Genomic DNA, 21736 nt, shown 5'->3' on the forward strand with positions numbered 1-21736 from the left:
GTGCTACCTCCTATTCTATTTGTGATCTGTGACCTTCTTTGCAATGGATGAATCGACAAGTTGTTTGTACGGAATAAATTCCGGCAATTCACCGCTCTCCTTCATGATTTCCTGCAATTTGTTCCATTCTTCTTCATTTAGAAGGGGATCTGTTGCATAGGAATCTTGCTGTTTGTAGCGTTTGATGGCAGTTGATAAGACATCAAGGTCTGTATCAGGAAAATGAGCTTGAATGGCCTTTGCAATCTCCTCAGGCTGCTTGGCTTCTACCCATTTCTGCGCTTTGTAAATGGCTCGGGTGAAGGCTTCAGCGGTCTCTTTGTTTTCCTCTAAGTAACTCTTCTTTGCCATGAAGGTGGTATATGGCACCTTGCCAGAAGCTTCTCCAAAGGAGGCGGTAATGTACCCTTTACCTTCTTTTTCGAGTAAGGAAGCGGTCGGTTCGAATAACTGTACAAAATCGCCAGTTCCAGAGGAGAACGCACCTGAAATGTTGGCAAAATCAATATTTTGAATCATACGAAGATCCTTTTTTACATCAATGCCTTCTTTTTTCAAGACATATTCACCGACCATTTGCGGCATGCCGCCTTTCCGCTGTCCTAAGAAATCTTTACCTTTTAATTGATCCCAAGAGAATTGGTTTACTTTCTCCCTTGAAACAAGAAATGTGCCGTCTGTTTGCGTCAGCTGTGCAAAGTTTATGACAGAATCCTTTGTGTCTTGAGCCTCTACATAGATAGAGGATTCAGACCCGGTCAGTGCGATATCAGCACCGCCTGATAAGAGAGCTGTCATCGTTTTATCGCCGCCCCAAGTGGTTTTTAGTTCAACCTCCAGGCCTTCTTCTTTGAAGAAATCCTCTGATAAGGCGACATATAGCGGAGCATAAAAGACCGAATGGGTCACCTCGGCTACTTGTACGGTCTGCTCCTGTTCTTTTTTACAGGCGACAAATGGAATAAAGAGCAGGACGACGACGATGAATGCCAGTCTGACTTTGATGGAACGATTCAAGAGTAATTCGCCTCCTTTGTTCTAGATCACTATTAAAGTATGTGAAAAGGGATTTTTGGTGAGTGCCTAGATGAAAATAAGAAGCGCATTGTTTATTTATAGAACGCGTCTTTTTTTCTATACTAGAGGCATGAAGGCTTTCTTGAATTTGGCAGAAATAAAGGAGCGGTTTCGTGTATAGATTGAGTTGGGTATTTATTGGATGGTATTTAGTAGGTCTGATCTTAATGGTCTTTTTTGAAGTGCCAGCATGGCTTCAGTTTGCAAACGGAATCTTTCTTGTGCTGTATGCTTGCTGCGTCATAGAGATTGGGCGACAGATTTATGGCTCCTGGGGATTTGTCATCAAAAGGGCAGTCATTGTCGGGGTGCTTACATTTACGGTGGAGTGGGTAGGGATCACAACGGGGTTCCCATTTGGGGCCTATGACTATTATCCGACGCTAGGTTTTCTAGTGGCGGGGGTGCCGTTAACCATTGCATTTGCTTGGGTTGGCGTGTTTTTAAACAGCCTTTTTTTATCCAATCAGCAGTCAAAGTGGAGACGAGCCGTCGAAACGGGGATATGGATTGTGTTGCTTGACCTCATATTAGATCCAGTAGCAGCTGAGCGGAAGTTTTGGGTGTGGTATGACGGCGGTGGGTTTTATGGTATTCCTTTTGAGAATTTTGTGAGCTGGGGTATGATTGGAGCAGGACTTTCATTTCTTTTCCCGCTTGTCTCAATTGATCAAAAGGCACTCAGCTGGACGAGTCGTATTTATCAGGCGATGGTGTTCTTTTTTGGTCTTTTGGCATTAAAGGGCGGACTCGATGTCATTTTTTATTTAGCATTGATCATTGTCATTTTGTGTGAAGGAAGGGTTCGATTTGAAAGAAAGCGACAAAAGCCGATCGTTTAGACGTCTATTTTCACTTTATCTAGAGCGATATTTGCTCCATAAGCATTTCCGCTGTGTGATGATGAAAGGCTCGGTGGACCCGAAGGAAAACCTGCCTGTTCTTTATCTCGCCAATCATAGCTCATGGTGGGATGGACTGATCATTTTTCTTTTAACAGAAAAAGCGTCTGAACTTGATCACTACATGATGATGGAAGAGAAGCAGCTGAAGCAATATGCTTTTTTCCGTAAGCTTGGGGCGTTTCCGGTTCATAAAGAGAACCTGAGAAGCGTGAAACAAGCTTTAATGACAGCAAAAGAGAACATGCAGGACGGCGGAGCGGTATGGCTTTTTCCACAGGGGAAAATTATGCATCAGGACGTGAGACCGCTTGAACTGGAAGGCGGGGCTTCTTTTTTAGTGAGGCAATTTGAGCAAGTCGTGGTGAAGCCTGTAACCTTGCAGTATACATTTAATCAATATCAAAAGCCGATAGTTTCTGTTGTGTTCGGTGATGATGCCATCGTATCTGGAAGCTCCCTGCGAAGCAAGGATATGACGCGTATGCTTGGCGATCTGCTTGAAACGCAGTTAAACAGGCATCAAGCACAGGTCATTGCGGATCCTGATTTTTCAATAAACGAAGAATTTAAACAGATCACAAGGACAAGTCAGTCAACAAGTGATGCGTTTGATTCTTTTAAAAAGTGGGTGAGAACATGGCGATCTTCTTAACCGTAATCAGTGTGCTGCTGCTTTGCCAGTTTCTATTCACCATATGGAATATGAAGCAGTTTCCCGTGTTAAAGCCCGCTTCCTTTTCATCAGATGAACCCATTTCGTTATCGATACTGATTCCGGCTAGAAATGAGGAGAAACGGATAGAAGCCTGTCTTCAGTCGATCGTTAATCAGCGTCTTTATCCGAAAGAGGTGATTGTACTTGATGATCATTCGACCGATCAGACAAGAGCGATTGTGGAGCGCTTCTCACAAACATATCCATGGATTCGTGTGCAGTCAGGTCAGGTATTAAAGCCAGGCTGGCTAGGAAAATCATATGCCTGTTCTCAGCTCGCTGAGGTGGCTGCTTCTGATTGGCTGCTTTTTTTAGATGCGGATGTCCGGTTGAAACGGGGAGCAACTGAAGCTGTGTACGAGCAGTTATGCGCGCAAAAAACGGGCATGCTGTCAGGCTTCCCAGAGCAAAAAACAGGCACTTTCTTTGAGCATCTTGTCGTTCCCATGATGATGTTTACCATTGGCTGTCATCTACCTGTGAAGTGGGTCAGAAAATCAAAGAATCCGGCTTTTGCCGCCGCGCATGGAGGCTTTATTGCCATTGAAAAGAGTTGCTATCACAATATCGGCGGGCATGAAGCGATTAAGGATTCGCTAGTGGATGATATGGCATTGGCTAGACGGGTGAAGGAACAAGGCTTACCGTTCACACTAGCAAGCATTCATCCATTTGTGTATATGAGAATGTATGAGAGTGGACAAGAGGTATGGGAAGGTTACCGGAAAAATTTGTTTCCAGGTGTCAATCGAAGCATTGCTTTGTTAAGCAGTGTCTTTTGTTTATACACCCTGCTTTATTTGGCTCCTGTCATTTGCTTGATGCTGGCTTTGCTGCAGCTGAATGTGCTCAGTATATGCTTAGCCATTCTTTGCTACGGACTGGGTGTGTCGATCAAAGCGGCAATTGATATTGAGAACGGAAGAACATCTGCAATGGCCTTTTTATTACCGATCAGCATTTTAAGTCTGATCGCCATTGGCCTTGCTTCTATGAAAATCGGGCTGAAAAAAGAAGGGTATGAATGGAAAGGGAGAAGGTACGAATGAAAAAAGTGATCATCATCGGCGGCGGTCTTGGCGGATTATCAGCAGCGATCCGCTTACAGTCACGCGGAGTTCAGGTCACCATATTAGAAAAAGAAGCGGCTTTAGGCGGGAAATTGCAGCGTCATCAGGGGGCTGGCTACTCTTTTGATCTAGGACCGAGTACCATTACAATGAAGTCATACTTTGAGGAAGTATTTGCTTCCTGTCATAGACGGATGGAGGATTACGTCACATTTTATCCGATTTCTCCTCTGACCAAAAATGTTTTTTCAGATGGACATACGGTCGAATTTACGCCGAATATTGAGCAGATGGAATCACAAATTGCAGCATTCAGTCCTGAAGATGCGAAGCAATACCGTGCATTTTTACAGGAATCAAAGATGCTTTTTCAAAAGGCTGAGGATCAGTTTTTAAATCGCTTGTTATTGACGTGGAAGGATAAGGCGGATGTAAAGCTCGTGAAAGCCCTTCTCTCTGTCAAACCGTTTACAACCGTTCAACGCTTGCTGCGTCAATATTTCTATCATCCGCATACATTGGCGATGTTTGGACGGTATGCTACTTACATCGGCTCTTCTCCCTATCAGGCTCCGGCTATTTTTAATATGATGGCGTATTTAGAAGGGGAGAAAGGGATATATGGAATAAAGGGCGGTACATATCGTTTAGTTGAAGCATTTGAGACTTTGGCAAAGGAATTAGGCGTACAGATTCACCTGAATGAACAAGTCAACAAGATTCATGTGAAGGACCGGCGAATCAAAGGAGTAGAAACGGCTCACCAGATGTATGAAGCAGATCAAGTCATTGCCGGAGCGGACGCGCTGACTGTCTACCGCCATCTGATTGATGAAAAAGACCGCCCAAGCTTTTTAAATCAAAAGCTTACTGCCATTGAACCGTCACTATCTGGCTTTGTTCTCTTATTAGGTGTACCTAAAGTCTATGAACAGCTGTCCCATCACAATGTGTTTTTCCCAGAGAATTATGAGCAAGAATTCAAGGATATTTTTCAGGAAAAACAACTGCCTCAGGATCCAACGCTTTACATCTGTTATTCAGGTCATTCAGAACCAGCTTTAAGCGGAGGACCGGGAAGAAGCAACTTGTTTGTACTGGCGAATGCGCCTTATGTGACAAATGAGCACGATTGGGACATGCTAAAGGAGACATACCCGCAGCATATGAAAACAAAATTAAAGAAAAAGGGTCTCTTTGATCTGGATAAGGTGGCCGAATATGAAGCGGTTCAAACTCCGCTTGATCTGCAGCAGAAAACGGGCGCATATCATGGAGCCATTTATGGTATGTCTTCCAACTCGTTCAAGCAGGCGTTCTTCCGCATCAATAATCAGTCAAAGGACATTGAAGGGCTATGGTTTGTTGGAGGAACGAGTCATCCAGGCGGCGGCACGCCGATGGTGACTAAATCAGGCCAGCTCGTTGCAGAAGCGATCATCAAGCATTTGACGTAAGAACAGATGAAAAGGAGAGAAATCAAGTGATTGTGGAAAAAAGAAGGTTTCCGTCCCCCCATCCGCATATTCACTTATTTACAGTGACCTATGAGGCAGATGGACTTCGGATCAAAGGGCTTCTCGCAGAACCGGCCGGAGAAGGTTTCTATGACGGCTTTTTGTATTTAAGAGGCGGCATAAAAAATGTGGGAATGGTCAGACCAGGCCGGATTGTGCAATTTGCCGCGCAGGGATTTGTTGTATTTGCGCCCTTTTACCGAGGAAATCAGGGAGGCGAAGGGAACGAAGACTTTGCCGGAGAGGACCGGAAAGATGCTTTTGCTGCCTTTCAATTGTTAAAGCATCATAAAAAGGTGAAGCAGGAGCGTATTCATATCTTTGGTTTTTCGCGCGGAGGTATTATGGGCATTTGGACCGCTGTTGAAATGAAACAGGAGGCCGCTTCCTTTGTGACATGGGGAGGCGTCAGTGATATGAAGCTCACCTATGAAGAGCGTGTGGATATGAGAAGGATGATGAAACGTGTGATTGGCGGTCCCCCGCACAAAGTGCCAGAGGCCTATGAGGATAGAACGCCTTTAAATGATGTAGACAAAATTGAAGCGCCTGTTCTCATCATCCACGGAGAAGAGGATCAGAATGTATCCATTGAGCATGCGTATTTATTAGAAGATGCGCTGCGCCAGCACGGAAAGTCAGTGGAGACTTGGTATTTCCATGGATACAACCATTATTTTCCGCCGCAGCATAATCGGGAAATTGTCAGAAGGCTGACGACGTGGATGCACAGCCGGAAAAGCGGAAATGTGGTAAAATAAGCAGTATAACGAAATTTAGAAAGTAGGGGGATTTTCAATATGGGAATGCCTGTTGAATTTAATACAATGATTGTCACGAAGGGAAAAGAGACAAGAATTGAAGAGAATGTATTTGAACTCATGAAGGAAGGGTACCGCATATATCCATTAAATATTCCGCTTGAGGTGCGTAAAACGAAAGACGGAGAAAAAACAGGGACAGCACACGTTGAAAAGCTAGAGCTTACAGACAATGTGACAAAGGTCACTTACCGTCTCGTCTCATTACATTCAACAAACTAACAAAAAAAGCTGAGGGAATGATTCCCCTCAGCTTTTGTCATTTGATTATACGAGTGGTCCGCCTTTGGCTTCAATGTCACTTGCTGCGTGGCTGAATTTTTGGAAGTTCTTTTTAAATTCATTGGCAAGGAAGTGTGCTTTTTCTTGATAAGCCTCTTGGTCATCCCATGTTTTAGAAGGTTGAAGCACTTCATCTGGAACGCCAGGAATATGAAGCGGGATGTGTAATCCAAAGATGTCATCAGTGATCATTTCGGCGTTGTCGAGGTCGCCTTCGATCGCTGCTTGCACCATTGCTCTTGTATGCGCTAGGTTCATACGTTTGCCTGTACCATAGCCTCCGCCAGTCCAACCTGTATTCACAAGGAATACTTTTGCGCCGTGCTCATCAATTTTCTTGCCAAGCATTTCAGCATAGACGTGAGCTGGAAGCGGCAAGAATGGTGAACCGAAGCAAGTAGAGAATGTCGTTTCTGGTGATGTGACACCGCGCTCAGTTCCTGCTAATTTACTTGTGTAACCGCTCAAGAAATGGTACATCGCCTGTTCTTTTGTTAAACGGCTGATTGGAGGTAAAACGCCAAATGCATCAGCTGTCAAGAAGACAATGGCAGATGGGTGTCCTGCGATACTTGGCGTCACGATGTTATCAATCATTTCGATTGGGTAAGCAGCGCGTGTGTTTTCAGTAAAGAACGTGTCATCATAATCCGCTTCACGTGTTTCTTCATCAAGCACAACATTTTCAAGAACTGATCCGAAGCTGATGGCTTTGTAGATTTGCGGTTCTTTTTCTTCGCTTAAGTTCACACATTTCGCATAGCATCCGCCCTCAATATTGAAGACTCCTGAGCCAGACCAGCCGTGTTCATCGTCACCGATTAGCTTGCGGCTTGCGCTTGCAGAAAGCGTCGTTTTCCCTGTACCTGAAAGGCCGAAGAATAGTGCGACATCGCCTTCTTGACCGACGTTTGCTGAGCAGTGCATGGATAAAATATCTTGCTCAGGAAGCAGGTAGTTCATGACAGAGAAGATGGACTTTTTCATCTCTCCTGCATACTCTGTTCCACCGATCAGAATGGTACGTTTTTCAAAAGAAACGATAATAAACGTTTCAGAGTTTGTGCCATCTGTTTCAGGATCTGCTTTAAAATGCGGTGCAGATAAGATGGTGAACGGTTTTTCGTTTGAAGAAGGTGTTGATCCGTCAGGTCTGATGAATAGCTGCTTTGCAAAGAGATTGTGCCATGCAAATTCGTTTACCACTGTAATTGGCATACGGTATCTTTCATCTGCACCGGCAAATCCTTCAAAGACGAATAGTTCATCACGTTCTTTTAAGTATGACACAACCTTTGTATATAAACGGTCAAATGCTTCTTTAGAAATCGGCTGGTTGACTTGACCCCAATCAATTTTATGTTCAGAGCTTTCTTCTTTCACGATAAATTTATCTTTAGGCGAACGTCCTGTGTAGGCACCCGTTGTAGCACGGACAGCTCCTGTTGATGTTAAAACGCCTTCATCACGTGCCAAAATCTTTTCAACAAGTTTCGGAACAGATAAATTTTGGTGCGTATTTTCTAATGAGAGCAATGACTGCAAATCTTCTTTTAAATCCACTGAGTTCATAAAAAAACCCTTCCTTTACCGTTGAATTTGTTTTGTTTCGATTAGTATAACACATTCGTAATAATAGTCTATACTATTTAAATATTTTTGTGTGTGTTTTTTCATTTCTGCTATGAAAATATGCTTTTTGGTGATGCTAATAACGTGGTGAAAAAAAGGAAAGATAATTCTGATGAAGCATTGACATGATGCAAGTATTTAAGATAAGATATCTTATTGAACGGATACTCTTATCCCGAGTTGGTGGAGGGACAGGCCCGATGAAGCCCAGCAACCGGTTTCTTATGAAAAGGCATGAATATGCTGAGAAACCAAGGTGCTAACCTGATGCAAGGTACAAGAACACCTTGAGCGATAAGAGTGAAAGGCATGCGATCTCAGACCCTTTCCTCGCAATGAAGGAAATGGTTTTTTTATTTTTGGGATATCATATGAACAAATTGCCAATAACATCTCTAATAGAAACGTTTTCAAATATAAGAGGGAACGAGTTCCGTATCATATTGGAGACCTCATCTTGGGATGATGTGGTCTTGTACAGGAGGAAATAGCCATTATGAGTCAAAATCGTCGTTTATTTACTTCAGAATCAGTGACGGAAGGACATCCGGATAAAATCTGTGATCAAATTTCAGACAGCATTTTGGATGAAATTTTAAAGAAAGATCCAAATGCACGTGTTGCCTGTGAAACTTCTGTTACAACGGGTCTCGTATTAGTAAGCGGAGAAATTACAACGTCTACTTATGTCGATATTCCAAAGACGGTGCGTGACACGATTAAGGAAATTGGCTACACGCGTGCGAAATATGGTTTTGATGCGGAAACATGTGCAGTGCTCACATCTATTGATGAACAGTCTGCTGATATTGCGCAAGGTGTAGACAAAGCGCTTGAAGCACGTGAAGGCACAATGACTGAAGAAGAACTTGATGCGATTGGTGCAGGTGACCAAGGATTGATGTTTGGTTTTGCCAACAACGAAACCGAAGAACTTATGCCGCTGCCGATTTCACTAGCGCATAAATTATCTCTCCGTTTAACTGAAGTACGCAAGGATCAAACACTTGCTTATCTACGTCCAGATGGAAAAACACAAGTAACAGTAGAATATGATGACCAAAATAAACCTGTTCGTATTGATACAGTGGTTATTTCAACGCAGCATGCACCAGAAGTAACGCTTGAACAAATTCAAAGCGACTTAAAAGAGCATGTCATCCGCCCTGTCGTTCCAAGTGAACTAATTGATGAACAGACAAAATACTTTATTAACCCAACTGGCCGTTTCGTGATCGGTGGACCTCAAGGGGATGCTGGTTTAACTGGACGTAAAATCATCGTTGATACGTATGGCGGATACGCTCGTCATGGCGGCGGTGCTTTCTCTGGGAAGGACGCAACAAAGGTTGACCGTTCTGCGGCATACGCTGCTCGTTACGTAGCGAAAAACATCGTAGCTGCTGGCCTTGCAGATTCTTGTGAAGTACAGCTTGCTTATGCAATTGGTGTTGCACAGCCTGTATCGATTTCAATTGATACTTTCGGAACAGGAAAAGCTTCTGAAGAAAAATTAATTGAAGTGGTTCGTGCGAACTTCGATCTTCGTCCAGCTGGCATTATTAAAATGCTTGACCTGCGTCGTCCGATCTACAAACAAACAGCTGCATACGGACATTTCGGCCGTCATGATTTAGATCTTCCGTGGGAAAAAACGGATAAAGCCGATACGCTTCGCAAGGAAGCATTAGGACAATAACAACATATAAAACCGCTTATTTTAAGCGGTTTTCCTTTTGATTAAAAAAAATTCTACAAAAAGCGAAAAAATGTGAAACAAAATCGGACAAATAACTGTCTAATTATAGGTCTACTTTTAAGAAATAACATAACGTGGAGGCAATAATATGTGTGGGTTTGTTGGTGTGTTTAATCACCGTCCATTGTCCGAAACTACTGAGCAGGAAGAATTAATTAAACAAATGAATCGTCTCATCGTTCACCGTGGTCCGGATGATGAGGGGTACTTTCATGATGAGCATGTAGGATTTGGATTTAGACGTTTAAGTATTATAGATGTTGAACACGGAAAGCAGCCGCTTTCTTATGAAGATGAAAAGTACTGGATTATTTTTAACGGGGAAATTTATAACTATGTGGAGCTGAAGGAAGAGCTTGTGAAAAAGGGCTATACGTTCAGCACAGATTCTGATACGGAAGTACTGCTTGCCACATACCGTCATTATAAAGAAGAAGCGGCTTCTAAGCTTCGCGGCATGTTTGCATTTTTAATTTGGGATAAAGAAGCGCAGCAATTATATGGCGCAAGAGATCCTTTTGGCATCAAACCGCTTTATTTCACACAAATGGATGAGCAAGTGTACTTTGCGTCTGAGCGCAAAAGCTTGATGGCTGTGAACGAGAACATTTTATTTGATGAGACTTCATTGCAGCAGTACATGTCATTCCAATTCGTTCCTGAGCCAAATACGCTTGATCAAAAGGTGCATAAAGTTGAGCCTGGTCATCAGTTTATTTTACGCCCAGGACAGGAGATCGAATTTAAGACATACTGGAAAGTTCAATTCAAGCCTGAGCAAACACAAGAACAGAAGTTAATTGAAGAAGTACGCGATGCGATCTATGATTCTGTGAAAGTTCACATGAGAAGTGATGTACCTGTTGGTTCATTCCTATCAGGTGGTATTGATTCTTCCTTCATCGTGTCTGTCGCAAAGGAATTACACCCTGAGCTAAAGACATTCTCTGTTGGCTTCCAGCAGGATGGCTTTAGTGAAGTCGATGTCGCGAAGGAAACAGCTGACAAGCTAGGCTTACAAAACTTCAGCGCCGTCATTTCTCCAGAAGAATATATGAACGAGCTTCCGAAGATTGTCTGGCATTTAGACGATCCTTTAGCTGATCCGGCAGCGATTCCATTGTATTTCGTGGCAAAAGAAGCGAAGAAACAAGTGACGGTTGTTCTTTCAGGTGAAGGAGCGGACGAGCTGTTCGGTGGATATAATATTTACCGTGAGCCTCTTTCTCTTAAACCATTTGAATCTGTACCATCTATGCTGAAAAAGCTTCTTCTTCGTCTGGCTCGTTTAATGCCAGAAGGAATGAAAGGGAAGAGCTTTATCGTTCGCGGCTGTACGCCATTAGAGGAACGTTATATCGGTAATGCGAAAATCTTTGAAGAGCCAGTGAAGAAAAATCTCCTCAAACATTATGATCCAAGCATCACATATCGTGACATAACGAAGACATACTTCGAGGAAAGCGCAGGCTACAGTGATATTAACAAAATGCAATATGTTGATATCCATACGTGGATGCGCGGAGACATCTTATTGAAAGCAGACAAGATGACGATGGCGAATTCTCTTGAGCTTCGTGTTCCATTCCTTGATAAGGTCGTTTTTGAAGCGGCTTCTAAAATTCCAGAAGAGCTGAAAACAAAAGATGGCACAACGAAATATTTATTGCGTAAAGCAGCAGAAGGCATTGTGCCTGACCATGTGTTAAACCGTAAAAAGCTTGGTTTCCCTGTGCCAATTCGTCATTGGTTGAAAAATGAGATGAATGCTTGGGCAAAAGACATCATCAAAAACAGTCAAACAGATGAATACATTAACAAAGAGTATGTGCTTGATTTATTAAATGAGCATTGTGCTGGTAAAGCAGATCATAGCCGTAAGATTTGGACCGTCCTTATCTTTATGATTTGGCACAGCATTTATGTGGAGCGCAGCATTGATCCAGAGCAGTTGAATCATCAACCGAAAGAAGTTATCTTTAGTTAATGAAAAAAGGTTTTCAGCACAAAGCTGAAAACCTTTTTTGTTATGATAGAAAGCGGCGGAAAAGGGTAAAATAACAAGCGGTTCATAGTTATTGCTTAATATCCTGAAAAAAACATGATAAAGTGAAGATAACGCGTATGATGTTAACGGGGTATAAGGGAACGATAGTATTGTCCTTTTTCTACATATTCTCTACGGATTCTGTCCATGTCTTGGATATCTTCATCTGTTAACTGCCGGACGACCTTGGCTGGACGGCCGAAAGCGAGTGATCCTTTTGGAATGATTTTTCCTTGAGGGACAAGACTACCTGCACCGATAAAGGCACCTTCTCCAATTTCTGCACCATCGAGAATGATAGACCCCATACCAATGAGGGCATTTTTTCGAATGATTGAGCTATGTAATGTGACTTGGTGTCCAATGGTAGCACCATCTTCTATTAGAAGTGTTTTTCCAGGACTTTGATGCAGACAGGATAAATCTTGAATATTGACGTTTTTTCCAATTCTCACAGGAGCGACATCGCCTCTGATGACGGTTTGGAACCACACGCTCGAATATTCTCCAATCGTGACATCTCCTGTAATGGTGGCGTTATCTGCGACAAAGACCGATTCATGAATCTCAGGTGTAAACTGCTGATATGGATAAATCACTTTTTCGACTTCCTTTCTTAATACAACATTTGTGAGGTGTTTACTTTGTGGACTTGGCATGCTGAAAGACCAGTTGGTACAATTGTGATAGTACATGGTGCGAGTGAATATCACGGCCGATATAAATGGCTGATCGAAATGTGGCGAAATGCCGGCTATCACGTCGTCATGGGTGACCTGCCTGGGCAAGGGACGTCGACACGTGCGCGCGGCCACATTCGTTCGTTTCAAGAATACATTGATACAGTAGATGAATGGATCGAACATGCGAAATCATTCAGGCTTCCTACTTTTTTACTTGGACACAGTATGGGCGGACTCATTTCAATTGAGTGGGTCAAGCAGTATACCCATACGAAGATTGATGGCCTTATTTTATCATCACCTTGTTTAGGTCTGCAATTTAAACCGAAGAAGCTAATGGATTTTGCATCAAAAGGTCTAAATGTGCTCGCACCGTCCTTTAAAGTCGAGTCAGGGCTGTCGATTGAACTAGCCACACGAAATCAGGCTGTGATTGAAGCAGACTCAAATGATTCCCTTTACGTAACAAAGGTGTCGGTTCGCTGGTACCGAGAGCTGATCAAAAATATTGATGCAGCCATGCAGCCTACGAATGTATTTAAATCGATTCCGCTCCTTTTAATGCAGGCGGGCGATGATAAGATCGTCGATAAAACGAGGGTGATCAAATGGTTCAATGGCATTGAATCAACCAATAAATCATATCGTGAATGGGAAGAACTGTATCACGAAATTTTTAATGAACCGGAAAGAGAAGATGTGTTTAAGGCAGCAAGAGCCTTTACAGATCAATATATTTGATGGTGAGCTTTAAGTTAGGGGTGGATTGATTTGTCAGTACCAGAGCGTCCTTTTGCACTGATGACAAAGGTGTATAAAGATATTTTTCCGCTTGTTCATCAGGAGCTAAAAAAGTGGCGGGCTCATGCAGAAATGATTGAAAATGAAGAACTGCGTACGCAGGCGTTAGCGAGCATATCGAGTAAAACCTTCCACTGCGAAGGTGGAGGTATCTTATCTCTTCTAGCAGGTGAGGCGAAAGAAACGTGTATTGAATTCATTGTGGCGTATCAAACCATCAGTGATTACTTAGATAACCTGTGTGACCGCAGTACGTCGCTTGATCCAAAAGATTTTCATATGTTGCATCAAGCGATGAGAGATGCGCTTGATATTCATGCTGAGCTCAAGCCATACTACCAATTCCGTGATGATCAAGAAGATCATGGATATTTACACGCGCTTGTCCGCACATGCCAAGACGTGCTGTCGCGTCTTAAGCATTATCCGATCATTCAGCCATATTTACACACGCTGTGCGATTACTACAGTGATTTGCAAGTACATAAACACGTCGTTCCTCATGAGCGGGTTCCGCGACTAGAGTCATGGTTCCGCCAATATGAAAAGGATTTGCCTAAGATGGAATGGTATGAATTTTCAGCTTGTGCAGGATCAACGTTAGGGATTTTCTGTCTTGTGGCGTACGCGCTGCAACCGGACTTTACAGAAAAGCAGGCGAAGCAAATTTATGAAAGTTATTTCCCTTATATTCAAGGTCTGCACATTTTACTTGATTATTTAATTGACCAAGAAGAAGACCGGCTTGGAGGAGATCTGAACTTTTGCTCCTACTATGCCTCTCATCATGAGATGATGGATAGACTTCAGCATTTTATTGAAAAAGCGGATGAGCAGCTGAAAGGCATTCCGCACGAAAACTTTCACAAATTAATTAACAGAGGATTATTGGCAGTCTATTTGTCCGATGAAAAAGTGACAGCCCAAAAAGAGATGAATAAGCTGGCAAAACGGCTGATCAAATCAAGCGGGAAAACATCGTTCTTTTTCTATATCAACGGAAGAGCCTACCGGACCTATCAGAAAATGCCTTGGATGAAATCCTCATAAAAAAGCTCAAATCCATTAGGATTTGAGCTTTAGCTTTTTTTCAATGGCGACCACAAAAGGCGGGTCGTTTTGAATATTCATGTATTGATATGATAAAACTTGTACCTCTTCATGAGGAAGTGATCTGCAATAGTCGAGAAGTACTTCTTTTTCTTTTTTCCCTTCGGGGTGTCCATGATAAATCACAAGGACGATCAGACCTCCGGGTTTAAGCCAGTCGAGGAGCTGCTCAATGGCTTTAATGGTTGTTTCGGCCTGAGTAGTGACGGCTTTATCGCCTCCGGGCAAGTACCCAAGGTTAAACACCGCGCCAGAGATATGTCCATAAACATCTCTTGGCAAGTGTTGAGCCAGTTTTTCATGACCATCGTGAATGAGATGAACATATGGATATCCCTCGCCAAGCCTTTTACGCGTCTGCTGTATGGCTTCTTCTTGTACGTCGAATGCGAAAACTTGTCCATCATGACCAACAAGATCAGCTAAATAGAGTGTATCGTGGCCATTTCCCATCGTTGCATCAATGACGATGTCGCCTTTTTGACAAGCCCGTTCTAACAGCTCTTTACTAAAAGGGAGCATGCGTTTCAAGATCATTTTGCGGCTTCTTCCAATCTGACGAAACGTTTTCCTTGGTAGCTGTTACGTCTTTCAAGCTCAGCATTAATGGCATTTAATACTTCCCATTTGTTTACACTCCACATTGGACCAACCATTAATTCAATCGGGCCATCGCCTGTAATACGATGAATAATCATTTCTGGCGGCAGGATCTCCAGCTGATCACAAACAAGCTGGACATATTCTTCCTGGCTTAGAAACTCCAATTTGCCTTTTTCATATTGCTTGACCATTGGGGTTCCTTTTAAAAGGTGAAGCAAATGAATTTTAATTCCTTGCACATCTAAATCAGCAACAGCTTTTGCTGTCTCCATCATCATGTCCCGGTTTTCAAGAGGCAAGCCGTTGATGATATGCGAGCAGACACGAATGCCGTGTTTTCGCAGTTTTTCTACACCTTCTACGTAGCATTCATAATCATGGGCACGGTTAATGAGCATCGCTGTCCGTTCATGAACCGTTTGAAGACCAAGCTCTACCCAGAGATAAGTGCGCTCATTTAATTCAGCTAAATACTCCACCACGTCATCTGGCAGGCAGTCAGGTCTTGTCGCAATAGATAAACCAACTACACCATCCAAATTCATCACGGTTTCAAATTTTTCCTTTAAAACAGGAAGCGGGGCGTGTGTGTTTGTATACGCCTGAAAATACGCCATATATTTTCCGTCTTTCCATTTTGTATGCATCCGGTCTTTGATTTCGTTAAATTGAGTGACGAGATCATCCGCCCGGTTTCCTGCAAAGTCACCAGATCCTGCGGCACTGCAAAATGTACAGCCTCCATGGGCTACAGTACCATCACGGTTTGGGCAGTCAAAGCCACCGTCTAAGGCCACTTTAAAAACTTTATGACCAAAGTGCTCTCGCAAATGATAGTTCCATGTGTGATAGCGTTTTTCGCTGTTTGAATATAAAAAAGGGTTATGCTGATCCAAGTCAGTAACCTCCTTGCGTAATAATAGGCATCCTTAAAGTTTAACAAAAATCATGAAGGAGGACAATTGAATCTGTCCAACATTTTCTTTAGTGAAAAAGCTTTACGTGGGCAAAATAGGCGGGAGCAATGATGAAATGGAGGGAATGCAAGATGGCAACAAGGCAGTCAATCGATGAATTTATCCAAAAAAGTACTGAAACCCTTGAGTTTGCAAATGAGCAATTTGATTTGAACTTACGCCAAGAGCATTATAATGAGGACGAATTTTCTAAGGCACAGCTTATGCTTGAAGATGCGGTGAACGAATTAGAAAAATTAAAAGATGTCGCCAATGACCAGCAAAGAGAGCGGTTAGACAGGGCACGTGTTCAAATGCAAAGCTTGCAAAATCAAATGATTTTAGGCATTTCTTACGACAACGAATGATGAACAGATCCTTTTTTAAAGGTTCTGTTTTTTATTTTTTGAAAGGCTATTGACTTTTTATTTAAGTGTCTATATTGTATTAAGTGTACTACATCAACTAATACACTAAAGACACTTAAAAAGTGAAGAAAGGTGTTTAACCATGAAAAAAGAAAAAAAACCAATCAATTTGAAGTGGATGGTGCTGGCTGTTGTGTTAGCATGTACATTTTTTTTCGTTCTCGTTTTCATTGGTTTTGAAGTTCAAAAAGATTTGATACTTAATTCAATCCCTTTAATGCAAGGGCATGAACAAGCAATAGGACTGCAAAAGCATGAATGAGGAAAGAGGGAGCCATCATGATTCAAATAGATCCACGAAGCGCTGCGCCAATATATGAACAAATCATTGAGCAACTCAAAATTTTATGTCTAAAAGGTGTAATGAAACCTGGTGACAAACTGCCCTCTGTCAGAGAGCTCGCCACTATTATCATCGCCAATCCGAACACCGTCAGTAAAGCATATAAGGAGCTTGAGCGGGAAGGGATTATTGAAACACTAAGAGGGCGCGGTACGTATGTAACAGAAGAGGCTCGGTTAAAGCTGAATGAAGGGAAGGTATTGGAGATGAAGGAGCAATTAAGACAACTCATTATAGAAGCTCATTATGCCGGTATTGATATTCAACAACTGAAGGAATGGATAGAAGAGATTGGCTCAAGTCTCGAGGGAGGAAATAAAGTTGATTGAGGTTAGAAATGTATCGAAGACATTAAATGGACGTGAAGTACTCAGTAACGTTTCCTTCAAAATAGGCGAAGGTGAGATCTTTGGTTTGCTTGGCAGGAATGGCTCTGGTAAAACAACACTTCTCCGCTTGATTCAGCAAATTCTTCTTCCAGATGAAGGAGAGATTTATTTTAAAGACGTGCTTGTGAAAGACCACCCGTTAGTAAAGCAAAATATTGTGTATATGCCAGTCGTCAATCCCTACTTTGACAGATACAATTACGGGCAGCTTGTCCAGCTGTTAAAGCATATTTACCCGAAGTTTGACGTGACATATGCCAATGAGCTTGTGAACCGCTATGAAATACCAGAAAAAGTAAAATACCGTGAACTATCGACAGGGTTAAAAAAGCAGCTCTCATTAATTTTAAGCTTTGCGATCAAGCCAGCCGTGATTCTGTTAGATGAACCAACAGATGGTATTGATGCCGTCACAAGAAATGATGTTCTTCAGCTCATGATCGACGAGGTAGCGGAACGTGAAACGTCGATTCTCATCACATCGCACCGATTAGAGGATATTGAGCGTATGTGCAACCGAATCGGGTTTTTAGAAGGAAATCAACTCACAAGTGTCATGGATCTAGATGAATTAAAGAATGATTATGTCAAAATCCAGATGGCTTTTGAAGAAGATATGAACTTGAGTATACGAAAAAATGGCGTTGCTATATTAGATCAAGCGGGCATTTTTTATACAGCACTTATTCTTAAAACCGATGTAGAGGCCAAAGAGTACTTGAAGTCGCTGCAGCCAAAAGTATGGCATGAACTGCCTGTGAATTTAGAAGAAGTATTCATTGCAAAGTTTGGAGGGAAACGGAGATGGTAAAGCGGCAATTATTATATAAGGAATGGAAGCAATCAGAGCTGACATTTATTTTAGTGATGCTGGTTGCGGTGTTTGCGACGCCATTATCCTTTTTACTGGGATACTCATCCTTTCAAACTTGTTTAAATGATACGACATGTACAACAGTAGATGATGGTTTTTATTATAATTTCAGTTCTGATATTTTTATCGCCCTTTCATGGCTTATGGGCTTGCTTTTTGCGATTATCCAGCTGGGATATGAAAGAAATAAAGGACAAATTGATTTTACTTTATCCTTGCCGTTTAGCAGAAGTACCATTTATCATACAAAGTTTTTCTTAGGTGCCGGAATCATAACGCTTGTTCATGTGTTGTCATATTTTCTCACTTACTTACTCATATTAGGCACTCAACCAAAAGAGACGTTTGACTTTAATAGTGGTTACTTCATTGCACTCGTATCAACCTTAATGATATATAGTCTGTGTCTTGCAGCAGGTGCGTTAACAGGAAGCGCAATTAGTCAAGCCATTGTTACATTCAGTACAGCGATATTGCCATATTTATTAATTTGGCTTCCGATGTTTCATTTGGATTTTATTGTAAGAACGAATAGGCATTGGGTCGATGTCAGTTATGACTACTTTATTATGCCTATCGCCCCAATTACTTATATAACAGACCGTTTTCAATTTCGAGATATAGATAAATATCCACTTTGGTTCACTGGTGAAGAATTCATCATACCTATTGTGATGATGATTGTATTCTATCTTATTGGTTTGTTTAGCTTTATGAAGCATCCTATTGAACGAAATGGCCGTTTCTTCCTTTACTCAAAAATGGATAGACCGATTCAGATTTTGGTCATTGTCTTCGGTGTTCTAGGATTTGGATGGGTTGGATTTTCTTCTGACACTTCCATATTGGGTTATATTGTTGGCATGATCATAGGCGGCGTTGTAGGTGCACTAACAAGTTATTTCTTAATATATCGAAAAAGATAAACAGAGAGTAGGGGAGTAGAGATGATTCAAGTTCAAGCGTTAGATCATGTGTTTACAATTGGTAAAAAAGGCAGAGAGAATGAGATTCCTGTGCTGAAAGGGATTGACCTATCCATCAAAAGAGGCGATATTGCTTGTATAGTGGGGCGAAGTGGTTCGGGGAAATCTACCCTATTGAACTTAATTTCAGGATATATTACGCCAACGAGCGGACAAATTGTCATTGATGGTACCGATGTGACTGGTTTTAATGAAAAAGAATGGGCGGACTTCCGCTTAGATCACTTTGGTTTTATCTTTCAAAGCTTTCAATTGATCGGGAGCTTAACGACGTATGAAAATGTTGAACTTCCGCTCACCTTAAAAGGTGTGAAGCCGTCTGAACGAAAGGCGAAAGTAGAAGAAATGCTGAAACGAGTAGGTTTAGAACATCATGCAGGGCATTACCCGAATGAGTTGTCAGGCGGGCAGCAGCAGCGTGTGAGTATTGCAAGAGCCTTGATTTTAAATCCATCTATTATTTTAGCGGATGAACCAACAGGCAGTCTAGATTCAGAAACCGAAGGAGAAATCTTAGCCTTTATCCAGCAGCTTAATCGTGAAAAAGGAATCACGTTTGTCATTATTACACATGACGATGAAGTCGCTTCAATCGCAGATACAACGTTCCAGCTTCATGATGGTGTATTAAAGAAAGGGGAACAATCCATTGAAATTTAGAGATCAGGTCAAATTTATTAGAAGAAACATGAAGAAAAATAGATTGCGTGTGTTTATGACCATTCTTGCGACGACAATGGCATGCTCTTTCTTAATCGTTTTAGCATCTGTCGGTTTTGGTCTGCAAAAATCGGCGCAAGATGAAATCATGAAACAGCAAATCATCACAGAAGTGAAAGTGTTAGGCAAGGAAAAAGGTGACGTCAAGACAGATGATTTAAAGAAATATGATCATGTGAAATCTGTCGTCTCAAGAACGGCGCTCATTCCATTGGTAAACGTCGAGCTCGATGATCGCTCAGGTGAAACGCAGGCTGCTCTAACCGATATGAAAGAAGAAAAAGAAGCAGGGCTTGAGCTAGACCGAGGAAAAGTCCCAACATCAGCGAACGAAATTGTGGTCGGGTATCATATGGCTGAACAACTGTGGACAAAAAAAGAACGCCAAGCCTATGAAAAAAAATTAAATCAGACATCAAATGGCGAAGAAACACCAAAAGAGCCTAAGGGCTACACGAAAGATATTTTAAATAAAGTGATTCAAGTCAAGGTACCAAAACTCAACGAAGAAAATGAAGTCGTCAAAGAAAAAACATTTGATTTCCGTGTAGTAGGTGTGTTGAAAAAGCCGAATCTGGAGTGGCAAGAGGATCATAAAATTTTTATTCCGAATGCGTATGAAAAGGAATTTGGTCAAGTACTCGATCTATCTCCTGAAGCAGGAAATGTCGAGAAAAAGACCTCTGTTTATGCAGATAAATTCGACAATGTCGGTGCACTCACGAATAAGCTGACAGATGAGGGCTATCAAGTCATCTCTGTGACGAATCAGCTCGAAGGAATGGATATGTTCTTTACAGTCTTCAAAATTGGACTTATTTTTGTTGGATGTATTGCGGTCATTATTTCTGCAATTGGTATTTTTAATACGATGACAATGGCAGTAACAGAGCGGACACAAGAAATTGGGATTATGAAAGCCATTGGCGCGAATCCATCGATTATCAAGCGAATGTTCCTCATGGAAAGTGCTTACATTGGGGTGATTGGGTCGATCATCGGTATTATCATCTCATATATCATTAGTTTCGCCGTCAATTTAATCATTCCAGCCATTTTGTCGTCCATGTCAGAGGGAGGGTCAAGCGATCAATTCTCGATCACCTTCTCCTATATTCCGCTCAGCCTTGTAATTACAGCAACAGTGATTAGCGCAGGGGTAGCAATCCTTTCAGGGCTTAACCCAGCACGTAAAGCAACAAAAACGAATGTATTAGCAGCATTAAGAAGAGAAATCTAAAAAAAGAACCTCCTAAGGCACCCAATTGGGCTGACAGGAGGTTCTTTTTTCGTATAGCTATTGCTTAGGTGCCCGGTACCCTGCACGCTCTGCCTCTTCTACAGAGCAGAATAGCTTGGTTACATTCTTTGTTCTAGAGTAGTATCTGCTGCTCGGTGTGTGATAAATACCGTTGACACTTCCTTTGATGTTACAGGCTGCAGATTCTTTTTTTGTTTCCTTCTGTGACTCATGACCGCCTGTGCTTTTTCCTTCATCTTTAGGAGCGGACCGCTGAACGGTAGAAGACTCCGTATCGCTGCTGCTTTTCTTGTTCTCTTTTTTGAGTGTTTCGTTGCTTGAGGCAAGCTTGTCTATTTTCTCTTCAAGCGCTTGAATGGTCTTTTCTTGCTTTTTGATTGTTTCTTTTTCTGAGGTGATGGTTTCTAGCTTTTTCGCTAGTTTTTCTTTATCCTTTGTTGCGTCCTCTAAAGAAGCGGTAAGCTCCTCTTTATCAGCTTTTAAGCGCGTTATGTCAGATGTGAGCTGCTTTTGATCCTTTAACAGCTGTTCTGAAGATGGATCTGCTTGTGCCTTCGGTGCATCTGTGGCAGCAAACGGTAATGACATAATGGAAAAGATGAGACCCAAGATCAAGAAAGGATAAAATAGTTTCTTTGAAAAGATCTGCGCATTCTGGTGTTTGAGTAATAAGAAATTGACGGCATATCCTATGGCAAAACAAACACATAAAAGACCTATGAAGAGTAACATCATCATCTAGTAGCCCCCCTACATC

23 protein-coding genes and 1 riboswitch are annotated in these 21736 nt (G+C 42.0%); of the genes, 17 read left to right on the forward strand and 6 right to left on the reverse strand.

All coding sequences use genetic code 11. From position 1 onward, the window contains the following. Positions 1 to 15: 15 nt before the first annotated feature. Positions 16 to 1017 (reverse strand): ABC transporter substrate-binding protein, encoded by a 1002-nt coding sequence (locus QRN39_RS01880; protein ID WP_003217688.1) that lies wholly within the window; start codon positions 1015 to 1017, stop codon positions 16 to 18. A 173-nt stretch (positions 1018 to 1190) separates the two neighbouring features. Between QRN39_RS01880 and QRN39_RS01885 the strand changes: the two genes are divergently transcribed. Genes QRN39_RS01885 through QRN39_RS01910 form a run of 6 tightly spaced genes read left to right on the forward strand, consistent with a single transcriptional unit; the run spans position 1191 to position 6327 of the window. After that, entirely contained in the window at positions 1191 to 1919 is a 729-nt protein-coding gene (locus QRN39_RS01885; RefSeq protein ID WP_251190195.1) for a carotenoid biosynthesis protein, read from the forward strand. Next, positions 1888 to 2634, forward strand: coding sequence for a lysophospholipid acyltransferase family protein (locus tag QRN39_RS01890; RefSeq protein WP_106035200.1), 747 nt, complete (start codon positions 1888 to 1890; stop codon positions 2632 to 2634). The genes QRN39_RS01885 and QRN39_RS01890 overlap by 32 nt, the downstream gene beginning before the upstream one ends. Further along, complete coding sequence (locus tag QRN39_RS01895) at positions 2619 to 3746, forward strand: glycosyltransferase family 2 protein (RefSeq protein WP_284906024.1); 1128 nt, start codon at positions 2619 to 2621, stop codon at positions 3744 to 3746. Before QRN39_RS01890 ends, QRN39_RS01895 begins: the two co-directional genes overlap by 16 nt. Next, positions 3743 to 5224: a phytoene desaturase family protein gene (locus tag QRN39_RS01900; protein ID WP_284906027.1), complete on the forward strand. Its 1482-nt coding sequence runs from the start codon at positions 3743 to 3745 to the stop codon at positions 5222 to 5224. Before QRN39_RS01895 ends, QRN39_RS01900 begins: the two co-directional genes overlap by 4 nt. A gap of 26 nt (positions 5225 to 5250) precedes the next feature. Beyond that, positions 5251 to 6045 carry an alpha/beta hydrolase family protein gene (locus QRN39_RS01905; RefSeq protein WP_137055392.1) on the forward strand — a complete coding sequence of 265 codons (795 nt, stop codon included), beginning with the start codon at positions 5251 to 5253 and terminating at the stop codon, positions 6043 to 6045. 39 nt (positions 6046 to 6084) lie between these two features. Further along, positions 6085 to 6327, forward strand: a complete 243-nt coding sequence (locus QRN39_RS01910; protein ID WP_003217584.1) for a DUF2584 domain-containing protein — start codon at positions 6085 to 6087, stop codon at positions 6325 to 6327. A gap of 45 nt (positions 6328 to 6372) precedes the next feature. On the opposite strand, the gene pckA is transcribed toward QRN39_RS01910, so the two are convergent. After that, positions 6373 to 7959 (reverse strand): phosphoenolpyruvate carboxykinase (ATP), encoded by a 1587-nt coding sequence (gene pckA / locus QRN39_RS01915; RefSeq protein ID WP_003217554.1) that lies wholly within the window; start codon positions 7957 to 7959, stop codon positions 6373 to 6375. A gap of 227 nt (positions 7960 to 8186) precedes the next feature. After that, a riboswitch (SAM riboswitch) is annotated at positions 8187 to 8320 on the forward strand. A 195-nt stretch (positions 8321 to 8515) separates the two neighbouring features. On the opposite strand from pckA, the gene metK reads away from it, so the two are divergent. Both metK and asnB read left to right on the forward strand, forming a co-directional pair. Beyond that, entirely contained in the window at positions 8516 to 9718 is a 1203-nt protein-coding gene (gene metK / locus QRN39_RS01920; RefSeq protein WP_050943510.1) for a methionine adenosyltransferase, read from the forward strand. A gap of 148 nt (positions 9719 to 9866) precedes the next feature. Continuing rightward, positions 9867 to 11765 (forward strand): asparagine synthase (glutamine-hydrolyzing), encoded by a 1899-nt coding sequence (gene asnB / locus QRN39_RS01925; protein ID WP_106028996.1) that lies wholly within the window; start codon positions 9867 to 9869, stop codon positions 11763 to 11765. 143 nt (positions 11766 to 11908) lie between these two features. On the opposite strand, the gene QRN39_RS01930 is transcribed toward asnB, so the two are convergent. Next, positions 11909 to 12424 carry a gamma carbonic anhydrase gene (locus QRN39_RS01930; RefSeq protein WP_212046427.1) on the reverse strand — a complete coding sequence of 172 codons (516 nt, stop codon included), beginning with the start codon at positions 12422 to 12424 and terminating at the stop codon, positions 11909 to 11911. A gap of 45 nt (positions 12425 to 12469) precedes the next feature. On the opposite strand from QRN39_RS01930, the gene QRN39_RS01935 reads away from it, so the two are divergent. Both QRN39_RS01935 and QRN39_RS01940 read left to right on the forward strand, forming a co-directional pair. Then, positions 12470 to 13249 (forward strand): alpha/beta hydrolase, encoded by a 780-nt coding sequence (locus QRN39_RS01935; RefSeq protein ID WP_003217757.1) that lies wholly within the window; start codon positions 12470 to 12472, stop codon positions 13247 to 13249. Between the two features lie 30 nt (positions 13250 to 13279). Continuing rightward, entirely contained in the window at positions 13280 to 14359 is a 1080-nt protein-coding gene (locus QRN39_RS01940) for a tetraprenyl-beta-curcumene synthase family protein (protein ID WP_050943513.1), read from the forward strand. A 15-nt stretch (positions 14360 to 14374) separates the two neighbouring features. Here QRN39_RS01940 and mnmM read toward each other — a convergent pair whose 3' ends face one another. After that, the gene (gene mnmM, locus QRN39_RS01945) at positions 14375 to 14956 is read right to left on the reverse strand and encodes a tRNA 5-(aminomethyl)-2-thiouridylate-methyltransferase MnmM (protein WP_137055389.1); all 582 of its coding nucleotides are present in this window, start codon (positions 14954 to 14956) and stop codon (positions 14375 to 14377) included. Further along, a complete protein-coding gene (gene mnmL, locus QRN39_RS01950) occupies positions 14953 to 15918 on the reverse strand; it encodes a tRNA modification radical SAM protein MnmL/YtqA (protein WP_012010971.1) in 966 nt (321 codons plus the stop codon). Before mnmL ends, mnmM begins: the two co-directional genes overlap by 4 nt. 152 nt (positions 15919 to 16070) lie before the next feature. Between mnmL and QRN39_RS01955 the strand changes: the two genes are divergently transcribed. The 7 genes from QRN39_RS01955 to QRN39_RS01985 all read left to right on the forward strand — a co-directional run bounded on the left by QRN39_RS01955 (position 16071) and on the right by QRN39_RS01985 (position 20958). Next, on the forward strand, positions 16071 to 16346 hold the full coding sequence (locus QRN39_RS01955) for a YtzC family protein (RefSeq protein WP_003217632.1): 276 nt from the start codon (positions 16071 to 16073) through the stop codon (positions 16344 to 16346). Positions 16347 to 16488: 142 nt separating this feature from the next. Continuing rightward, the gene (locus tag QRN39_RS01960; protein ID WP_003217546.1) at positions 16489 to 16668 is read left to right on the forward strand and encodes a hypothetical protein; all 180 of its coding nucleotides are present in this window, start codon (positions 16489 to 16491) and stop codon (positions 16666 to 16668) included. 17 nt (positions 16669 to 16685) lie between these two features. Then, positions 16686 to 17078: a GntR family transcriptional regulator gene (locus QRN39_RS01965; RefSeq protein ID WP_003217551.1), complete on the forward strand. Its 393-nt coding sequence runs from the start codon at positions 16686 to 16688 to the stop codon at positions 17076 to 17078. Next, the gene (locus tag QRN39_RS01970) at positions 17071 to 17949 is read left to right on the forward strand and encodes an ATP-binding cassette domain-containing protein (RefSeq protein WP_050943515.1); all 879 of its coding nucleotides are present in this window, start codon (positions 17071 to 17073) and stop codon (positions 17947 to 17949) included. The genes QRN39_RS01965 and QRN39_RS01970 overlap by 8 nt, the downstream gene beginning before the upstream one ends. Next, positions 17943 to 18938, forward strand: a complete 996-nt coding sequence (locus QRN39_RS01975) for an ABC-2 transporter permease (RefSeq protein ID WP_284906049.1) — start codon at positions 17943 to 17945, stop codon at positions 18936 to 18938. Before QRN39_RS01970 ends, QRN39_RS01975 begins: the two co-directional genes overlap by 7 nt. Positions 18939 to 18959: 21 nt before the next feature. After that, the gene (locus QRN39_RS01980) at positions 18960 to 19658 is read left to right on the forward strand and encodes an ABC transporter ATP-binding protein (protein WP_044142163.1); all 699 of its coding nucleotides are present in this window, start codon (positions 18960 to 18962) and stop codon (positions 19656 to 19658) included. Next, a complete protein-coding gene (locus QRN39_RS01985) occupies positions 19648 to 20958 on the forward strand; it encodes an ABC transporter permease (protein ID WP_050943518.1) in 1311 nt (436 codons plus the stop codon). Before QRN39_RS01980 ends, QRN39_RS01985 begins: the two co-directional genes overlap by 11 nt. A gap of 57 nt (positions 20959 to 21015) precedes the next feature. Here QRN39_RS01985 and QRN39_RS01990 read toward each other — a convergent pair whose 3' ends face one another. Beyond that, positions 21016 to 21717: a coiled-coil domain-containing protein gene (locus tag QRN39_RS01990; protein WP_137055386.1), complete on the reverse strand. Its 702-nt coding sequence runs from the start codon at positions 21715 to 21717 to the stop codon at positions 21016 to 21018. Between the last annotated feature and the right edge of the window lie 19 nt (positions 21718 to 21736).

It is taken from the genome of Bacillus sp. lyk4-R2A-2, from assembly GCF_030209735.1.
GTDB classification, from domain to species: domain Bacteria; phylum Bacillota; class Bacilli; order Bacillales; family Bacillaceae; genus Bacillus; species Bacillus pumilus.